Source organism: Spirosoma litoris (genome assembly GCF_054776755.1).
Window position 1 is genome coordinate 23,233 of sequence record NZ_BAAHBI010000050.1, and the last position, 17,723, is coordinate 40,955.

Sequence of the window (17,723 nt, forward strand, 5' to 3'; positions counted from 1 at the left end):
GTTTACTTACTCACCAGCGTATAAACTTTTCCAGCCTGCGTATCGAAATCGAGTAGCTGCGTTTCCTGAATGGGAACTGGCGGAACAACCGATATTCTACGGGAAATAAGCGGTTTTGTAATCGCATCGACCGTGTAAAACGGATTTGGGTTTAGCCCTTGTGCAGAAAAGAGCGACAGGCCGTCGGCACTTAAGGCATTGGGCACCCGCAAACGACAGATACCGCCCAGATTCGACTTGATAACCACTTTAGCGACCTTGCCTCCTTTCCATTCCAGCGAAACAATCTCGAAACCACCCCGCGCCCGCAAACCCGAAATGTGGCCTTCTTTCCATCCATCGGGCAAGGCTGGCAACAGATGTAACGCCCCGTCATGACTCTGCATCAACATTTCGGTGATCCCGGATGTACAGCCAAAGTTTCCGTCAATCTGGAATGGCGCATGCGCATCGAACAGATTGTTGTAAGTCCCTCCTCCCCCTTCGTTGACGCCAACGGGCGTAAGCTGATTCTGAATCAATTTATAGGCATGATTGCCGTCCTGCATCCGTGCCCACCAGTTTACTTTCCAACCCATGCTCCAGCCTGTCGAAATGTCGCCACGCTGGATAAGCGTCGTTTTGGCCGCACTGAACAATTCCGGATTTCGGTAAGGAGAAATCTGCGACGAAGGGAATAACCCGTACAGATGCGAGATGTGTCGATGTTTATCCTTTGGGTCATCGAGATCGTCGATCCATTCCTGCAACTGACCGTATTGCCCTACCTGCATGGGTGGCAAACGCTGCCTGACAGCAAGTAACGTATCAACAAATCGGTCATCTTTTTGGAGGATTCTAGCGGCTCGCATCGCTACGGTCAGCATGTCGTACACAATCTGGTTGTCCATCGTACAGCCCGCATCGAACGAAATACCTTTCCGAAAAGAAGGCGCGTTTTCGGGTGAGGTGCCCGGGTTGATAACCAGATATTTGCGTTTGGGATCTTCGACCAGGTCATCGACAAAAAAAGTGGCGGCTCCTTTCAGGATCGAGTAGATGTCGGCCAGGTATTTTTTATCGCCCGAATACAGATACCGCTCCCACAAATGCTGAGAAAGCCACGCCCCTCCCATGCTCCAGACACCCCAATAGATGGCATCGACAGGGCCGGTAATTCGCCATAAATCGGTATTGTGATGGGCCAGCCAGCCCCGCGAACCGTACATTACCCGCGCCGTTTCGGGTCCGGTTTCCGATAGCTCTTTCACCATTTGCAAAAGCGGGTCGTGCATCTCGCTCAGGTTCGTTTTCTCGGCTGGCCAGTAATTCATCTGGGTGTTGATGTTGATCGTATACTTGCTGTCCCAGGGTGGGTCCATACGGTCGTTCCAGAGTCCTTGCAGTGTGGCAGGCTGGTTATGAAATCCATCTTTGGCTTGTAAAGCGTCATCAGGCTGCGACGACGAAATCAGCAAATAGCGGCCGTACTGAAAATACAGACTCACCAACTGCGGGTCGTTAGCTGATGCAAATTCTTTCAACCGAACATCGGTGGGTTTTCGAACAGCCTCCGAACTTCCCAAATCAATCTTTACCCGATTGAAATATTTTTGATAGGAAAGAATGTGCTCATTCAGTAATTGCAGATAGGGTTGTTTACTGGCTTTGGTCAGGTATTGCTTGGAACGTTTTACGGCATCGGCGGTCAGGTCGTGATAATTGACATAATTCGTAGCAATAGAAATCAGGATGAAAGCCGAGGTTGCGTTACGAACCTGAACGGTCGAATCGGTAGCCGATACAGTACCGCCTTCGGTTTGAATTTGGGCAATTCCATCAAATTTGACCTGACCCTCCACGCCTTCATGACTCCCCGTCATTCCGTGCAGAATCAGTTCATTTTTACGGGCCATTACCGTTGCGTTTTTTTGCAGGGTCGATAAACTTGCGGTAAACGAAAGCATACCCGGCTTATCGGCCGACAGTCGCACAACAACCGTTTGCGCCGGTACAGAGGCAAACACATTGCGAACATAATTCACCCCATTCACCTGGTACATGGTTGTTGCAATAGCCTTCTCAATATCCAGCTCCCGGTAATAATTGGTATAGGTTTCGTGCCCTGGAAAGTACAGTTGAAGATTCCCAACCGGCTGAAACATCTGCCCATTCGATTTCTTCGATTGCATGGTCTTTTCGGCCAGTTTCTGGGCTTCTCCCTGCTGGCCAGCAAAGACTAATCGTCTGATTTCAGGGAGGGAAGCTAGCGCATCGGGGTTATCGTTCCGATTAGGGCTACCCGTCCAGACGGTACTTTCATTTAGTTGAATGGTCTCGTTGGTCACGTTGCCATAGACCATAGCACCCAACCGACCATTGCCAACCGGCAGCGCATCGGTCCAGACCTTGTTGGCGGGTTTATCGTACCAGAGTTTTAAGGCTGCTGGATTTTGGGCAACAACGGATACCGTACAGAGAGACGTTAGCAGAACTAGTAATTTCTTCATTGAAGGTTAAAGACGTATAATTTAGCTGACTACTGAAAAGCGCTGTTTGTTTCGATTTTGCGATACACTGGGGCATTAGACGCTGCCTGGGCAATTTCGTCATAGAATGAATCCTGGAATCCTATTGCCTAAAGTTTACATCTGCCAGGCGGTTTCTCGATACTGACCGGGCGGCACCCCAAACCGACGTTTAAATAGTCGGGAGAAGTACAAATCCTGGGCTACAGCAACTATAAAATCCGTACGCCCTTAAGTAACCGAAATTGACCTCAACGTCGACCAAACCAATACACTGGAGACTGGATGGCCAGTTTGAACAAACTTATGAACGATGCCAGCCAAACTCAAAAAACCGCTCGACAAAAGAACCGCGAGTGATGGCGTCAATTCTAGGATCGAAGCTATATACATATTGACACCAAAGACACGGCCGTCATAATAGGGTTTACGCTATCATTGGCGCTACAACCATTTAGGGTAGAAGTAAACAGAGCTTCCCGAAGCTGGGAATGAGAAAAATTTAAAAAAGATGAAAATTCTGATTCAATGTGTCGGACTTACCCTGAAAAAAAAATGAACGTTTAGCAACACTTTTTGAACGTTACTCTATCCTCTCTCGCCCTTCTTTTGGCTGACCTTTGTCTTGTAGTATCAACCAAAATAAAGACAAGTATGACAGTATTAGCAGCCTCTGCGCTCAATAGCAGCAACACCTCCCAAACGTTTACCTTAAAAAGCGACGAACTTAGCGGTCAATTGACCAGCAAACAGTACTTCAACGGAATGGGGTTTTCGGGCGAAAACCAGTCACCTCAACTTTACTGGGAAAACGCCCCCCAAGAGACGCAGGCGTTTGCCGTAACCATGTACGATCTGGATGCGCCAACTGGCAGTGGTTTATGGCATTGGGTTGTATTCAATATTCCGGCGGCTGTATGTGCACTTGAATCGGGTGCCGGTGATCCCGCAAAACAATTATTGCCCGATGGGGCCGTACAGAGTAATACCGATATGGGGGTTCCTGGTTATGTTGGTGCCGCGCCACCCGAGGGTCCTGCACACCGTTATCTGATTACGGTGTATGCTCTAAGCAAAAAACTGGAATTGGATAAAAACGCCACGCCAGCTTTTGTTGGATTCAACATGAATTTTACCACCCTGGCGAAAGCGTCTCTGCTGGTTTACGGACAAAAGCAATAAGCGGTTAATATGGGGAACTTGCCCGGAGATTGTATTGTCTTCGGGTAAGTCGTTACGTAGCATGAATTGGCCTGGCATATGAAAGCTTACTCCTTACAGACCGATCGACTATCTGCAGGTTCAAAAACCGACACAGAACCGATTACCATCGTTCGTTATAACTCCGAAATTGCCAGTGTAAAGAACCGAATTACATTGCAGCAGAATCTATTTAGTTTTCTGCTGGAAGGCGAAAAAACTGTTTACTACGCTGGCAAAACAATAAAAATAAAACCCGACCAGTTTCTACTACTCTCTGCGGGTAACTGCCTCATGAGCGAAAAGATAGCAGCGCCGGCAGGCAGCTATCGGAGTATTCTGATCTTCTTCGACAACAAAGCTCTCGCCGACTTTTTCACCCGGCATCCTGGCTTACATCAAACCAAAGCTAATGAATTTGCGGAGGAGCCTTTTCTGCTTTTTGAAAAAGACGCCTTTCTTCACAATTTCATCGAATCGCTTGGATACATGCTCACCACTAGCCAGTCTGTATCCGCCAATATGCGGCTCGTTAAACTAGAAGAACTGTTACTATATCTTGGCGAAAATCACCCCGGACAGTTACAAAAGCTGCGGGCTATGAGCCAGGAAGCCGATGAGGAAGTACGTATCCGCCAGGCAGTTACTGCCAATATGGAACATCCGGTTTCGGTAGAGGAGTTGGCCTTCTTGTGTCACACCAGCTTATCTACGTTTAAGCGCCGGTTCGCCAAACTCTATGGTACTTCGCCTACTAAATGGTTACTGGAAAAAAGAATGCAGAAAGCAGCCTTGTTACTTAAACAAGGCGATCATAAGGTCAGCGAAATTTATTACGAGATTGGCTACGAGAACCTGTCAAGCTTTATTCAATCGTTCAAGCAGATATATGGCGTGACGCCTAAACAATACCAATTAGCGAACTGAACAATTAGGGAGCAAGTCGTATTACTGGGGCTTATCCCGTAATCAATGAGTTCGTCAAAAGTTACAGTTTCCCTGTAAACTACGACCCACCACGTCGACATTTTAGATGATCTTTAGGGCATTGCCGCCATTGCTGTGGTCATCTTTCATTTTATGGAGTTCATCAAGTGTATAGTGTAGTGATTTAGTTCGGCTTTATGGTAGGTATATATCAAAACAACCACGGTCAGTAGTAAGGTAATCATCAAAATTACATGGCTTTCCATCTGCAACTAAGTCTTGGTAATACATCATTTCGTAATGAATGTATCCATTCTGGAATGCTTACGCGCATTTTGTTAAAGAAAGTTATTTTCCTTAGTACAGGTCGAGGAATAAGATAAAATGAGGAATTGAGTGAGTTGAATTGCTTGTTTCATGATTGCACTCCTGTTTTGGGAATGAAATCGTCTTCTGTCATAACCATTGAAAACTACCAGAAGTAGGTCAGACTTAATCGGGCGAAGAAAGGAGTGCCGGGTGTAAAATGAATCTCTTCTACCGGGGCTGCTTCTCCTTTCAGCCGACTTTCGGTGGCAAACTGCGTTTCTTTCCAGCGGGTATTTAGCAGATTTTGCGCCGATAGGCCAAGCGTGTATCGTTTTCGGGCATAGTTCAGCTGCATATCGGTTACAAAATAGCCTTTGGCAACAATCGTATCATCTTCATTGGCAGGCCGATCGGCCATGTACCGATACCGTAACGAACCGCTTAGCCCATACTTGGTTTGTAAGGATAAACCACCCGTTGAGGTAAATAAGGGGGCCAAGGGTAGGTAGTTTTGCCCTGCTTCGGCATCCAACGACCGAGGATTGGCGGTATTCAAATCCACATCCGCATACAAACTTTTCGTCAACTGGTAACGGACTGACAAATCCAGGCCCATCCGGCGCGAGCGTCCACTGGGTTCAACCACGCCTTCATCGCCAACATACACAAACTCTTGCTGCATCCACAGATACCAGGCTGTAGCATTGATCAACAGGTTGGGGAAAGGTTTGATAATGACCCCTAAATCGGACCCATAAGCTGCGGGTATTATTTCGCGGCCATTCTGTGCCGTCACCACGCGGGCGTCATTGGAGTGAAACCCTTTACCAGTATTCAGATAAAATTGAACGCTCGGATTAACCGTGTAATAGAGGTTTAACTTAGGCGACACAATGGCCTGCGTGGCCCGCTTGGTCGTAGCAGGGTTGGCTAGTAAATCTTCGTATTGCGACCGGAAGTAATCAACACGTAGCCCGGCATTTACCGAGAAACGGCTCGTTAGCTGAAGCAGTTCATCGGCATAAAGCGCTGCATTGATTTCATTAACATTGCCAAGTTGAATCGGATTTAGAGTTTCAACGCGATTTTTGGTGTGCGATAACTCGGTCCCCTGTGTAATATCCTGGCGATATTGGGCGCCGAGCGTTGTTGTCCAGCTTGTTTTCCCAATGTGTGCCTGAGTCGAATAGCTGCCATTGTAACCAAACAGATTCCGATGCTCTTTCTGACGAATCTGGTCGCCGTTTACCGTGTCGTTGAGGAAGAACGTGAAGTTGGAATAAAGCTCGAAATTGTAATTGCTGTAATAGAACTGATTCTTGATCACATGGTTTTTCGGGGTCACGGTTACCAACTGGGCATTCAAATTAGTGCGACTCGTTTCTCCTCCCTCGGTTGGATCGATGGAGCCAAACCAGTCGATCAGGCCTGATTCAACGGCCCGATCTGGAATTTGTCCCGAATGATTCCACTTGCTCCAGAACGTAGAGCCCGTTAGCGTCAAGTTCGTGTTGGCCCCTACGTGTCCATGATATTTACCCAGTACGTTGAGCCGCTTGAAATGCTGTGGATTATCGAAGTACGAATTAGAATAGGAATACTCCGATGCCAGATAAGCCGATTGGTTCTTGTCTCGACCAGCCTGCCCCAGCAAATTGATCCCCGCCACGGCTCGATACGTATCGTATTGGCCAACTTCGAACTTCGCAAAACTTTTATCCAGAGCCGTGCGCGTTCGAAAATCGGCCCAGCCCGCCGTTGCTAAATTACCCTTGTCGGTAGTATAAGGGCCTTTTTTAAAATCCACTCCTTCTACTAATTCGGGAATAACGAAGTGTAAATCCGCATACCCTTGGCCATGTGCATGCGAGACCATATTGACCGGCATACCATCAACCGTCAGGCGAATGTCGGTGCCATGATCCAGGTCAAAGCCACGCAAGAAAATTTGCTCGGCTTTACCTCCTCCGGCGTGTTGGCCAATAAACAAGCCAGGCACGGAGCGGAGAATCTCCTGCGAATTGGTGATCGGGCGAAGTTTAATATCCAGGCTACTGATGAGTTGCTGATCATGTGCGCGTGTGGCCGATACCTGCACCTGACTCAGTTCAATAGGCGCACTAATCAGCGCGATTTTAACGAATGTAGTCTGATCATCGCCAACGGTTGTTGCAACTAGCTGGCTTTGATAGCCCACATGCGAAAACTCTACTTTATAGGGCGCGGCTACCAGATTCGTAAAGCGAAATTGCCCCAGTTCATCGGTAAGCGCCAATTTGCCTAAACCCGTCAACTGGACCGTTACATTCCGCAAAGGCAAATGCGTCGACTGATCGTAAACAATGCCGGCAATGTTTCCCAAATGGGCAAACGCAACCTGAATTGATACGAATCCTACTACCAGTGTAACAAGTATATTTTTCAATTTCATTAAAGATAAGCTCTATAATTCCGACCCCACAGAAGGCAAACGGTCCAATCTATGATGGACGTCGACAAGCTATGCAGACGTAAGGTACAAAGGTATGACCGCTCTAGTACTCGTCCAATTTAGATTCTTTTGACCCCATAACCTCTGATTATCAGCACAATAGCAACAAAAAGAATCTATCTGAACCGCATCGCGTAGTCGGGCTTTTTGGAGATCGATATAATTCGCGATGTAATTGATCTCCTGGGCCAGCGCTACTTTATCCCGGTGCGCATCGCGAATGATGTACCGCATGAACTCCGAGAGTTTCACAATTGTATCGGCGGTTCGCTCATCCTGCCGAATGGCTAAGGCGTAAATACTATTGAGCGTATTGAACAGAAAATGCGGTTGAATCTGGGCTTTGAGCTGGCGTAACTCTGCTTGTAATTGATCATTTTTAACCTGACGAAGTCGGCTGGCGGTCTGAAAGGAAATAGAAATAAGGGTACTCAGACTGCCTAGTAAGAAAAAGATGCCTAGCTTCACAGGAAGAAGCAGCGTAAACGGAGGGCCAGCGTGATTATCAGGTCGTTCGCCGAATGGAGGCCGGGGAGGTTTGCCAAATCGATGTGGTCTAGATTGCTCACCGCCTGGCTCAAACGAGCGCTCAGGCTCATCGGGCCGCGACTCAAATGGGGGGCCAGAGGGGCCTACCAGCATCATTTCCTCCACAAAGATTTGGCGAGCCCAGGCTTGCGGGGTGTTTTCTGCCGGCATTTTGAAGAAAGCCCATTGCTCAATCCGATATGGAAGCTAAACGGCGGCTAAAATGCAGCTGATGATAATCGCATACTGACGATACCGTTTTGCCAGAAACCAGCGGGGCACAAATACAGTCTAATTTAAATAAGAGAACAGGACAAAGAAAATGTAAGCTAGCCTATTCTGTACCAGATGTTCGTGCGGTCATAGTGGAGACCAGCTTACCCCATTGTATCCAAAATAAAATAGTGGTAGAGTCAACAGGGCAATTCCGATCAATACATAGATGCAATGCGCTCTTAACTAGGTGCCCATTCAATTCGTTAACTAACAAATGTATATCAATCGCCTGGAGCCAGAGAATAATTGTGGCTAACCAAACAAAAACTGGGGTTAATGAAATTAACCGCCAAATTGGGTGTGCTTGGTATGCTCGGTTTGTGTCCGCACCTAGAGTGTATACACATCATTGGGGCATGTTTGAAACTCCGTTAGGAGTGGCCTGTTAATAGAAAACACAGGATTGAACATAACCTGAAGCGCCGTAGGTGCGCCCTATATGGACCTAATTAGGGCGCACCTACGGCGCTTCAGGTTTGTACTAAGCGACAATATCTATTGACAGGACGCCCTTACCGGGCTGATTCGACTATATCAGAGATGTATATATATACTCTAGGTGAAGACACAGACAGCCTGTGAGGACACAGACCGAGGATGCGTGGGGTGCGTTTCTAAAGATTCTATTGCTTCTATCTGAGTTTTTCACCGATATCTATGCAATAGAATCAAAGAATCCTGTAAACTAGATCAACCCCGAAAATCAGAACAGATACCTGTCAGGGAACGCTGCTGCTGTGCGGAATCATCCGGTTGACTGTTGGTGTTGAAAAATAAAAGAAGAACGATAACCCTTGTTTAAATGCATACCATTTTGCCTTTTTTGCTCGCTATGATAGCCGCCATTGTGCTGCTCGAGATGCTGGCAACCAAACTCAAAATTGCTTATCCTATTCTGTTGGTTGTGGCCGGATTGCTGGTCAGTTTCTTACCCTGGCTACCCAGAGTAACGGTCAACCCCGATCTTATTTTCTTTATATTTCTCCCCCCCTTATTGTTTGAAGCGTCCTGGTCTGTTTCTTTCAAAGAGATGAAGAAGTGGTGGCGTATTATTGGCAGCTTTGCCTTTCTGGTCGTGTTTTTTACTGCATTTTCAGTCGCCATCGTTACCCATTATTTCATACCCGGCTTTACTATTGCGCTGGGTTTCTTGTTAGGCGGTATTGTATCACCTCCCGATGCGGTTAGTACAGGCGCCATTACGAAGTTTGTCAAGATCTCGAAATCCACTTCCGCTATACTGGAAGGAGAAAGTTTACTCAACGATGCTTCGTCGCTGATTATTTTCCGTTTTGCGCTGGTAGCAGTCGGTACGGGTCAGTTCATTTGGCAGCAGGCCGCAACGAGCTTTTTATGGATGGTAATTGGCGGAGTGGGTGTTGGTTTATTCCTGGCTTGGTTCTTTGTTCAGGCTCACAAACGACTGCCTACCGACCCTTCGTCCGACATGGCGTTTACGCTCATTGAGCCCTATTTTATGTATTGGGCGGCTGAGCAATTGCATTGTTCGGGCGTGCTGGCCGTGGTTAGTGGCGGCTTATTTATGTCGGCCCGACGGCTGTCTTTTTTAAACAGCTCTAGTCGCATCCGGAGCTTTAGTGTTTGGGAAAGCTTTGTATTTATTTTGAATGGTATTGTCTTTCTGATCATCGGTCTAGAACTCCCCGAAATTGTTGAAGGACTACAAACAATGGGGATTCCCCTACGCACCGCCATTGGGTATGGCGTACTGGTAACGGGGGTGCTAATTGCGGCCCGAATCATCAGCTCGTATGCGGCCATGATTGCCACCTTAATCTTTCGTCCAAGCGTAGCTCCCCGAAGTCGTTCGAGAAGAGGCTGGATGCTGATGCCGCTTCTACTGGGCTGGACAGGCATGCGTGGCGTTGTCTCGCTGGCAGCGGCTTTAGCCATACCCATCAATTTAGACAATGGCAGCCCTTTCCCAGAAAGAAACCTGATCCTGTTTATCACCTTCGTAGTGATCCTGCTTACACTTCTGGTGCAGGGACTTACACTACCCTATATCATAACCCGGTCGGGTTTATTTCAAGGGATAGACGACGAATCGGAGGAATCGAGCAAACAGAAAATGAAACAGGGCTTAAAACAACACGTCTATCAGTTTCTGAAAAACAAATATGAAAGCGAGCCCAATGGCAATGCGGGTCTGGAAAAATTCCTGAAGCAATGGGAAGAGCGGGCCAAAGCAACAGACGATAGCTGGATGAACGGCAAAACAAAAATCATCTTTGTCGAATTGCTTGAGATCCAGCGGCAATACCTCACGGAGCTAAACAAAGACCCGAAGATTGATGAAGAAATCATCCGTCATCAATTGTACCAGCTAGATCTGGAAGAAGAGCGTCTGAAGATCATTTAAGGGATTTTAGAACCGGAAGAAGCGCTTTTCTAAACAGCTTCGCATTTCATTTGTCGAGATTCTTCATAAAAGTGGGCTTTCACTTAGAGCCGTGCCACGGTTCTATTGAGCATCATACTTAAGCGTGGCACGGCTCTAAGTGAACGCTCTAAGGAGAAGTCAGCCACCACGCGCTTTTCTGGTCAATAAGAATTTGCAACGATGAAGCTTACCGCCTTAGTTATTGGTTTAATGATTTCATTGGGAGGGGCTTTGGCCCAATCCAAACCAGAGTCAGCCTCCGAACAGCCAAAAGGAAATCAGCCGCTTACGCTCGAAAAAGATAAACCGGTCTGGATGCTGACGTACTTCCGTCAACGCTATCCGACACGAATCGAGATTGACGCTAAGGGCAATACGATTGAAGTTCCCCTTCCGGACCCTATGCTGATCAACAAGCTGCACATTGCCTTATCCAACGATGGACGCCATTGGACACCCTTAAATGATAATAAGCCCGTCTGGGAACACCACGTTCGTGATCCTTACGTTCGCAGAGGACCCGATGGACTTTGGCGCATATTATCTACCGGGGGCGGAAACAGAAACGATCGGGAGAAAGTAGGCCCAAGCTGTCTCTACATCACCTCAAAGGATTTGATCCATTGGCAAGTGGAAGGTTCGCTGCCTTTGATGAAAGATGTACGGAACGAATCAGGCGCCTTCGCCGGAAATATTTGGGCGCCCGAATGGTTTTACGACGACAAAACCAAGGAATATGTCCTATTCTGGTCTTCGTCATTTAAAGATGCAGGCTGGAAAGAAAGTCGGTTGTGGTCTTGCCGGACACGTGACTGGAAAACATTTACCCCAGCCAGCGTTTTTTTCAATCCGCCTTATTCGGTAATCGACGGGACTTTACTCAAACAGAATGGGACTTATTATCTCTTTCATAAAGAGGAAGAGTTTGGTGCCAGAACCGGCGAAAGAAGGGCGATTCGGGTAGCGACGTCCAAGCACCTGGAAGGGCCTTATAGCCTCATCGATGGGCCTTTAAATCAAGGACAAATTGTTCCGGTAATTACCGAAGGCCCAACTGTACTCAAAGATCCTCGCAAAAAAAGCTGGCTATTGTTTTATGACTATTGCATGACGAATCGGTTTGGCGTGTCTTCGTCACCCGATCTGATTCACTGGACAGTAGAAGAAAATGTTAATTTCCCACCCGACGCCCGGCATGGTTGTGTTTCGCTCTTAACCGCAGCGGAAGCCCAAACGCTACTGGATACTTATCCGACTAATGAGTGAGTCTCCCCACAAACGATTCTTCACCAACGTGCCCTATTTCCAACGCGCCAAACAAAGGGTGACCCAGTAGGTTGGGGGGACGATGCCGCCTTTATCATGCCTCTACCCTATTGCCTGATACTGATAGCGATACAGGAGTCCCCAGGCAGCCACTGCGTTTCCAACGACCAGGAGTTCGGTGAATCCAAAGAGAATGATTAACAGAAAAAGAATAAACAGCCCGAATATCGACCGCAAATACGTCTCCATCCGTTGACCAAGTTTGTAAAGAAGGCTACGAAATAATAACGTGGTGCTGAGTAGTAAACAAGCGCCAATCAGGCCCAGACCGAACCCGCCTAGCACCAGCAAACACACGATTTCAGGGAGCAGCAGTAAACCATGTAGAGTGACTTGCTGGCCGTATAATTGCCACTGGCTGTAGGGAAAATTTCGTGCAAAACGTAGATAAAACAACTCAAATTCACTCGACTGATAGATCAGAATAACATGTGCCAGAGCAACACAGATACTTATAATTCCAAACAATCGCGCATCCGTATGGGAGTCTGGGAATAGGCTAAAAATGAGCACAATACTAATCAGGGACACGGCTTTTGTTATGGCATAAGCAATCCGTTTCTTCTGAATCACGTCGTACAAAAACAGGCTAAAAAGGGGTTTGGGCCAGCTTCTGAGCCAGCTTAGTTCGCCAACTTTTGCCGGTTCATCAACCCTATTATTGATTAATCCCGTATAGTACCAGGCACTATAGAAAACAAGTGTGAGCAGATAAACAGGGAGTACTAACGGAATGACCCAGTGACCAAAGTTTAGCCCGATGACCATGGCAAATAGCCCTAAGACGATTATCGGTAGGGATATCACCAGTTGAACGACAGCCCAGGATTGAATCTGCCGCGACCAACTTAAGGCCGTACTGCTGTAATACAAAAACTGAACATCTACGCCTTTCAACCGCCCGGCTACATATTGCCAACTTTTTACATGATACAGGAAACAGAGTACAAATAGGAACACTACGCCCAGTGGTTCGCTAACCGACGTAAGAACCAGTTTTAAGGCATTCAAAATAATTTGTTCATGAGTCAGGTGCGTCTGATTGAGCACACTGGTGTAAAAGAAATTGATAAAAATGACGATGAACAAGGATAGCAATAAGCCGGTATGGGTCTGATAAAAACCGTTGGCCACGATTTTGATTAAAACGCGGATAAGGGGCCTTTTCATAAGGTAAACTGTACCGTTTTATGCTCAATTCGTATTTCCTGCACATTCGGCAAAAGCTCACCTTCGAATGATTGATGGGAAGATAGCAAAAAGAGCGTTTGCTGGGCCTGGTACTGGCTGGTAATCCAGGAATACAGGATAGGAAGTGATTCAACGTCAAGAGTCGTCAACGGTTCGTCTAACAGGATACAACTGGGCTGTCCTAAAAAAGCCAGAACAAGGGAAAGCTTTTTTAGCATCCCACTCGAATACGTGCTGATAGGGTCGCCCACGTAAGTTGTCATCTGCATACTTTCCAGAAAAAAATCTTCCTGATGACTGGGTGCATTTTTTGCCACCTTAAAAAGCCGGATGAGTTCGGTTCCCGTTAAAAATTCGGGAAATATGGGTTCGGCCTCCGCAAAATTCACCAGGCTCCGATAGACCACCGACTGTTTCTTAAGACTCCATTGGTTATTGAGACGTACATCGCCCTCGAAAGGCGTCATACCAGCTAACGCTTTCAAAAACGTACTCTTACCCGACCCATTCATACCCCGAACCCAATAGATGCCCGGTTTAATAGTAAAATCATCAACCTGAAGAACGACGTGGCGGTTATAGGATTTACTAAACTGGTTAATTTGCAGCATATTGATGAACGCTCGTCTGGAATAGCTTATTGGCGCATTACAATTCGTAAATGTACCACTACAGCTTCAAGGCTTTTGCAAAATTATACGAACGGGAAATACGCGTAATAAAGATGCGTTAACATAAACCTGCCCCTTAGTCGATCAATTTTACTTAATGATTTACAGCTGTTTTGATCCGCCTGATCTTACCATCGCCTTTGGTCGTGATGTACATTTCCTTTGTCAACCGATTGTAGTTAACGCGGAGGTCGACCCGCTTTGAACCCGACAGTTCTGCCAGGTTTGTGGCTTTCCCATCCTGCACAATAGTCAGTTCATGTACAGAATGGTCGGTCAGGTTTTTATCGATATTGGCGAAGAAAACCCGGCCCCTCGCAATATCCCCGAAAATGTATTTATGTTTCAAAGCTATGATTGGGCCATCATAGACATAGCCTCCACTGATCGCATTGCCGTCGATATGGTCGTATTGTAGAAATGGCTTAATGAATTTGTTAGATTTTGTGTCGGGTACGGGATACACATTCTTCAAATCCTTCGACGAGATCCCGTAATTTCCCTCCCGTACATTCCAGCCATAATCGCCCCCTTTCTGAATCACATTCACTTCTTCGAAATTAGACTCCCCTACATCTGTCGAAAACAAACGGCCATCATACCAGGCCAGCCGGTGCGGATTTCGGAATCCATAGGCATAAATCTCCTTACACACCGCAGGATCAGTGGCTTTTACAAAAGGATTGTCGGCTGGAATGCCATACTGTCCATTCTTGCTGTTTCGTCCCAACGGATCGATTCGGATAAGTGTACCCAGCAGGGAAGTAAGTTTATGGCAAAGCTCCGGATGCTTACCGATCGTTGAGCCACCGTCGCCGATACCGATGTACAGCTTACCATAGTCAGGGTTGCCTTTGACAGCCTCTGGGTTAAACCCAATATCCTGCATACCATGTGCTGCGGACGGCATATTTACACGCAGCAATTCTCGCCGTTTACCGCTGAATACCTGGCCAGTTACATCATCCTGTTTCCACTCCGAAACCACCCATTGCAAAGCCACCTCCACCGAATCGCTGTAGGCATAATCCGCGCGTTTGCCCTTAGCAGCTTCGGTATGGGTGATATACATAAGCCCATTGGTCAGGTAGTCGGGGTGGAATGCAAAACTGCCTAAACCGGTGCCGAGCCCCGGCTCGTTAATGAAATTTTCGATCAAGGGGCGAACATCCAGAAAAGGCTGAACCTCTCTGCCAACGATACGATAAATCAGTCCGCGTTGGTCACTTACGTACTGCGACCCATCGCCTGAAGGATGAGCGCGCATCGTAGCGATCCGGGTACGGGGCATTTTATCACTGGAGGGCGGAATGGTAACAAAATCTTCCAGCTCGATGGTAAGATTTGATTTAGCTACAGGTTCTGTCAATCGCGCTGTCGCTCCTCCCATATCGTTTTTGACTTCCAGTGGTTGACTATTGTGCTTTTGGGTCTCTTCGGCAATGTAGGCCACAATGGATTTCAGTTCGTCATCTTTCAGAAAATCGAAAGACGGCATAATCATTTTGTAGCGTTTCGAAAGACTCACCGCCCGCGCATTTCCCGACTCAATCGCTTTAACCGGATTCTGCATGAATGCAATGAGTTCTTTCTCAGACAACAGGCGGGTAATGCCCCCAAGTTTTGGCCCGATTCCATCCTGTTCCAGCGCATGGCAGGACACACAGTGCGTTTTAAAAAGCGCCTGTCCTTGTGAGTCAGTTATTGTTGGTTGCGTTCGGACAGAAACCGACAAATTATTGGCGATATTTAGCCATACCAGAGCCAGAAAAGGTATGCTGTAGAGGTAACGCAGCGAATGGTTCATGCATAATGAGTCAAGACCTTTAAAAGCCAAGTTATACTAGCAACTACCATTCGCGGATCGACAACCACTGTTTTCAGCGGAGATTACTGTCAACTAAACTAATCAATCCAGGTTGACTAGTACTCGTCCAATTTAGTCTCTATAGATTCTTTAGATTCTATCGTCTTTGATTATCAGCACAATAGAATCAACCGCGCGGGCGGCCCCGAGAATCTATATGAATCCCCTAGAATCTAGTTTGCCAAAGCACTAGTATAACCAACCTAATGAGGGATTTACAATGGAATGGTGATTGGCTCGAAGGCCCTACCAGCTTACAACGGTACTTTGACTACAACATTCTGCCTTTCGGCTAAAACGGCTTTGCCCCTGCTGCGGACTTTTGCATAGACAAAACAGTTAACCACATGAATATTGTATTAACAGGCTCGCTGGGAAATATTGGCAAACCGCTCACTCAGCAATTGGTGCAAAAAGGGCATTCCGTTACCGTTATTAGCCGTAACGCTACTCGACAAAAAGAGATTGAAGCGATGGGTGCCAAAGCCGCTATCGGGACCATGCAGGACACTGATTTCCTGGTCCAAACCTTTACTGGCGCCGATATTGTTTACCTCATGGAAACCATGGAAGCCGTCGGAGATAGCTTTGATCAGTCGGTCGACTTCATTGGACAAATCACTCAAATTGGTCAGCATTACAAACAGGCTATTGAGCGCTCGGGCGTCAATAAGGTGGTACACCTGAGCAGTATTGGCGCGGATATGGATCAGGGAAATGGTATTCTTCTGTTCCATTATAACGTAGAACAGCTCTTACGGCAGCTACCTGCAGAGGTAGCCATTAAATTCATTCGCCCCGTTGGCTTTTACCTCAATATGCTCTCGTTTATATCCACCATTAAACGGCAAGGAGCCATTATTTCCAACTACGGAGGGGACACCAAAGAGCCGTGGGTGTCACCCAAAGACATTGCCAATGTGATTAGCGAAGAGATGGATAAATCGTTTGATGGTCGTACAGTTCGCTATGTGGCCAGCGATGAAGTATCGCCAAATGAAATTGCCAGCGCGCTGGGGAAAGCGATTGGCAAGCCGGATCTACGCTGGAACGTCATTTCGGACGAACAACTGCTGGCCGGTTGGCTGAATATCGGATTTAATGAGCAGGTAGCCAAAGGTTTTGTCGAACTGCAGGCCAGTCAGGGTAATGGCAAGTTGTATGAGGACTATTACCAGAATCAGCCAGTGCTGGGAGCCGTTAAACTAGCCGACTTTGCCAAAGATTTTGCCCTGGTATACCACAATGAATAAACCAAGTTTTCCATGAAAACAGTACTCATAACAGGCGCCAACAAAGGAATTGGTTTCGAAACAGCTAAACAGCTGGCGGAGCTAGGCTACTTTGTTTACATTGGGAGCCGGAACCAACAAAATGGCCTTGAAGCCGTAGAAAAGCTGAAAGTTCTGGGATTAGTCAATGTCGATTTTATCCAGATTGATATAGCCGAGCTGGATTCCGTCAAAGAGGCCAGAGCTGAGCTGGAATCAAAGATTGATGCCCTGGATATTTTAATCAATAATGCCGGCATCTCTGGTGAGCAGCCTCAGTCATTTTCTACCGGCGACATGGCTAATTTACGCAATCTGTTTGATACCAATTTTTTCGGCACGGTTCAAACAACGCAACAATTCCTGCCGCTGTTGAACAAGTCGGCTCAACCCGTGATTGTTAATGTATCGAGCGAAGTAGGCTCGTTGACCCTGCATGCGAGTGAAGGCAAAAGTCCGAACTGGAATTTATACAGTGCGTATGGATCAACCAAAACAGCCCTGAATGCTTTTACTATTATGCTGGCGAATGAATTGAGAGGAACCGCATTTCGGGTAAACAGCGTGACACCTGGCTATACCGCTACCGACCTCAATCAGCATAAAGGACTCAAAACGGTAGAAGAAGGGGCAAAACCAATCATACGTATCGCGACTCAACTGGATAGAAGTGACACCGGAAAATTTTATAAAGACACCGGCGAAGTACCCTGGTAGGCTAATCTTTTCGGGTGTCGTTAGCCCGCTTACGTAGT

12 protein-coding genes are annotated in these 17,723 nt (G+C 47.0%); 6 read left to right on the top strand and 6 right to left on the bottom strand.

Annotated features, from left to right (window positions below; all coding sequences use genetic code 11):
* Positions 1-2: 2 nt before the first annotated feature.
* Positions 3-2,489, bottom strand: coding sequence for a glycoside hydrolase family 95 protein (locus ACYVGR_RS27275; protein WP_460962786.1), 2,487 nt, complete (start codon positions 2,487-2,489; stop codon positions 3-5).
* A 672-nt stretch (positions 2,490-3,161) separates the two neighbouring features.
* Here ACYVGR_RS27275 and ACYVGR_RS27280 point away from each other — a divergent pair.
* Both ACYVGR_RS27280 and ACYVGR_RS27285 read left to right on the top strand, forming a co-directional pair.
* Positions 3,162-3,689, top strand: coding sequence for a YbhB/YbcL family Raf kinase inhibitor-like protein (locus tag ACYVGR_RS27280; protein WP_460962788.1), 528 nt, complete (start codon positions 3,162-3,164; stop codon positions 3,687-3,689).
* Positions 3,690-3,767: 78 nt separating this feature from the next.
* Entirely contained in the window at positions 3,768-4,634 is an 867-nt protein-coding gene (locus tag ACYVGR_RS27285) for a helix-turn-helix domain-containing protein (protein WP_460962790.1), read from the top strand.
* A 472-nt stretch (positions 4,635-5,106) separates the two neighbouring features.
* Here the strand turns inward: ACYVGR_RS27285 and ACYVGR_RS27290 are convergent, their stop codons facing one another.
* Entirely contained in the window at positions 5,107-7,374 is a 2,268-nt protein-coding gene (locus ACYVGR_RS27290) for a TonB-dependent receptor (protein ID WP_460962792.1), read from the bottom strand.
* Between the two features lie 69 nt (positions 7,375-7,443).
* Entirely contained in the window at positions 7,444-8,133 is a 690-nt protein-coding gene (locus ACYVGR_RS27295) for a sensor histidine kinase (protein ID WP_460962794.1), read from the bottom strand.
* Between the two features lie 907 nt (positions 8,134-9,040).
* Here ACYVGR_RS27295 and ACYVGR_RS27300 point away from each other — a divergent pair.
* Positions 9,041-10,621, top strand: coding sequence for a Na+/H+ antiporter (locus ACYVGR_RS27300; protein ID WP_460962796.1), 1,581 nt, complete (start codon positions 9,041-9,043; stop codon positions 10,619-10,621).
* 201 nt (positions 10,622-10,822) lie between these two features.
* A complete protein-coding gene (locus ACYVGR_RS27305; protein WP_460962798.1) occupies positions 10,823-11,908 on the top strand; it encodes a glycoside hydrolase family 43 protein in 1,086 nt (361 codons plus the stop codon).
* A gap of 102 nt (positions 11,909-12,010) precedes the next feature.
* On the opposite strand, the gene ACYVGR_RS27310 is transcribed toward ACYVGR_RS27305, so the two are convergent.
* The 3 genes from ACYVGR_RS27310 to ACYVGR_RS27320 all read right to left on the bottom strand — a co-directional run bounded on the left by ACYVGR_RS27310 (position 12,011) and on the right by ACYVGR_RS27320 (position 15,637).
* Positions 12,011-13,138 carry a hypothetical protein gene (locus ACYVGR_RS27310; protein ID WP_460962800.1) on the bottom strand — a complete coding sequence of 376 codons (1,128 nt, stop codon included), beginning with the start codon at positions 13,136-13,138 and terminating at the stop codon, positions 12,011-12,013.
* Positions 13,135-13,770 (bottom strand): ABC transporter ATP-binding protein, encoded by a 636-nt coding sequence (locus ACYVGR_RS27315; RefSeq protein ID WP_460962802.1) that lies wholly within the window; start codon positions 13,768-13,770, stop codon positions 13,135-13,137. The genes ACYVGR_RS27310 and ACYVGR_RS27315 overlap by 4 nt, the downstream gene beginning before the upstream one ends.
* A 154-nt stretch (positions 13,771-13,924) precedes the next feature.
* Positions 13,925-15,637 (bottom strand): PQQ-dependent sugar dehydrogenase, encoded by a 1,713-nt coding sequence (locus tag ACYVGR_RS27320; protein WP_460962804.1) that lies wholly within the window; start codon positions 15,635-15,637, stop codon positions 13,925-13,927.
* Between the two features lie 407 nt (positions 15,638-16,044).
* Here ACYVGR_RS27320 and ACYVGR_RS27325 point away from each other — a divergent pair, with 407 nt between their 5' ends.
* Together ACYVGR_RS27325 and ACYVGR_RS27330 are read left to right on the top strand one after the other, a co-directional pair.
* The gene (locus ACYVGR_RS27325) at positions 16,045-16,950 is read left to right on the top strand and encodes an NmrA family NAD(P)-binding protein (protein ID WP_460962806.1); all 906 of its coding nucleotides are present in this window, start codon (positions 16,045-16,047) and stop codon (positions 16,948-16,950) included.
* Positions 16,951-16,962: 12 nt separating this feature from the next.
* A complete protein-coding gene (locus ACYVGR_RS27330; RefSeq protein WP_460962808.1) occupies positions 16,963-17,685 on the top strand; it encodes an SDR family oxidoreductase in 723 nt (240 codons plus the stop codon).
* The last annotated feature ends 38 nt before the right edge of the window (positions 17,686-17,723 follow it).